Below are 1,705 nucleotides of genomic sequence, written 5' to 3' on the forward strand. Positions count from 1 at the left end.
AGCCAGGGCCGACAGGTGTCGCGCTCCCCGGGGGTGGGCTTGATCGCGGGCGGGGCGCAGTGCACGGGTGAGGTGATCCGCACGCCGTACAGCTCCAGTCCGTCGTCGGCGGTCACCGCGGTCGGCTGCGAGGCGAGCCCGATGTCGTACAGGGCCTGGTACAGCACGTCCCCGGAACGGTCGCCGGTGAACATCCGCCCGGTACGGTTCCCGCCGTGCGCGGCCGGAGCCAGCCCGACGATCAGCATCCGCGCGTCCGGCGGGCCGAAGCCCGGCACCGGGCGCCCCCAGTAGGTCCAGTCGGCGAACGCGGCCCGTCTGGTGCGGGCGACCTCCTCCCGCCAGTCGACCAGCCGCGGACAGGCACGACAGCCCGAGATCCGGCGGTCGAGTTCGGCCAAGGCGTCCACGGGTCCACGGTACGGGCAGGTCGCCCGGGTGGCGGTGGCCGGGCCGTGCGGACGGGCACCGCCCGGAAAACCCGCCCGGCGTGGGCGGTCCCGGGTACTAAGGTCGGAGTTATGGCTGTGGAACGCAGGGACGACGACGAGACCGGTGGGACGGATCAGGTCGGCACGACGGCCAGCTCGACCCCCGAGGTACCGGACCCGAAGATCGCCGCCGCCGTAGCCGCCGCGGAGGCCGCCGGGGTGCAGAGCGGTGAGTCCGTGCGCACCGACAGCTGGATCTGGTCGGTGCGTCTGGTCAAGACCCGTTCCGCGGGAGCCACCGCCTGCCGGGGCGGGCATGTGCAGGTGAACGGCGAGCGGGTGAAGCCCGCCCACGCCCTGCGCGTCGGTGACGAGGTGCGCGTCCGCCAGGAGGGCCGGGAGCGCGTCGTCATCGTCAAACGGCTGATCCGCAAGCGGGTCGGCGCCCCCGTGGCCGTCCAGTGCTACGTCGACAACTCTCCCCCGCCTCCGCCCCGCGCGGCCGTCGCGCCCGCCGGTGTCCGCGACCGCGGCGCCGGCCGCCCCACCAAGCGCGACCGCCGCGAGCTGGAACGTCTGCGCGGCCTCGCGGAGGGCAACCGCCGCGGCCGCTTCGCCGGACCCGGCAGCCCGAGGGGCGGCGTCGACCCGATCGCTCCGAGCGGCTCGGGCGGAGCCGACGGCCCGGAGAGCGCGGGCGACTCGAACACGAGAGGCCGTCGGTCACCACGCTGAGGCCGGTCCCCCTCCCGCAAGGGCAGGGCGCCGACCTCACCGCGATGACCGTGGGCGCTGTCTCATGCCCGTCGTCGCACCAGTCGCAGCAGATCCGCGTTGTGTCCTCGCCGGGCCCAGGCGATCAGGGCGAGCGGGATCATCAGGATGAGCGGGGTCGCCGCGTTCTCCCCGTCGAAGTAGGTGAGCTGGACGACGAAGGCGCCCACCATCAGCGCGCTCAGCGCCACGGCCGCTACCGACTGCAGCACCGGGATCAGCAGGGCGATCCCGCCGGCCAGCTCCAGCAGACCGATGGTGTACATCCCCGCGCTGCCCCAGCCCATCCTGTCGAAGCCCTCGACGGCCGAGGGGTGCGCGATCAGCTTGGGGAGCGCGCTGGCGATCACGTAGAAGAGGGCGAGCACGACCTGCAGGGTGCGCAGGGCGATCCGGGCGCGGCGCCCGCGGGCCGTCGAGGACTCGGCGACGACGGGCGCGGCGGCGGAAGCGGCGGGGGTGACGGGGACGGTGGTCTCGGACATCGGGGTCTCCTGGGG

Annotated in this window: 3 protein-coding genes; 1 reads left to right on the forward strand and 2 read right to left on the reverse strand. The window is 74.4% G+C overall.

The window, feature by feature from the left end:
* The coding region (locus tag EHS43_RS43975) for a uracil-DNA glycosylase family protein (RefSeq protein ID WP_312023481.1) at positions 1-410 on the reverse strand (410 nt) is incomplete at its 3' end.
* Between the two features lie 111 nt (positions 411-521).
* Between EHS43_RS43975 and EHS43_RS43980 the strand changes: the two genes are divergently transcribed.
* Complete coding sequence (locus EHS43_RS43980) at positions 522-1,166, forward strand: RNA-binding S4 domain-containing protein (RefSeq protein ID WP_125195988.1); 645 nt, start codon at positions 522-524, stop codon at positions 1,164-1,166.
* 62 nt (positions 1,167-1,228) lie between these two features.
* Here the strand turns inward: EHS43_RS43980 and EHS43_RS43985 are convergent, their stop codons facing one another.
* Positions 1,229-1,690, reverse strand: a complete 462-nt coding sequence (locus EHS43_RS43985) for a DoxX family protein (RefSeq protein WP_125195989.1) — start codon at positions 1,688-1,690, stop codon at positions 1,229-1,231.
* Between the last annotated feature and the right edge of the window lie 15 nt (positions 1,691-1,705).

Source organism: Streptomyces sp. RP5T (assembly GCF_003933965.1).
Lineage (GTDB): Bacteria > Actinomycetota > Actinomycetes > Streptomycetales > Streptomycetaceae > Streptomyces.

Bases quoted from the DNA above. Each gene is read 5' to 3' on its own strand.
- EHS43_RS43985 (WP_125195989.1), bottom strand. From the start codon at position 1,690: ATGTCCGAGACCACCGTCCCCGTCACCCCCGCCGCTTCCGCCGCCGCG.
- EHS43_RS43980 (WP_125195988.1), top strand. From the start codon at position 522: ATGGCTGTGGAACGCAGGGACGACGACGAGACCGGTGGGACGGATCAG.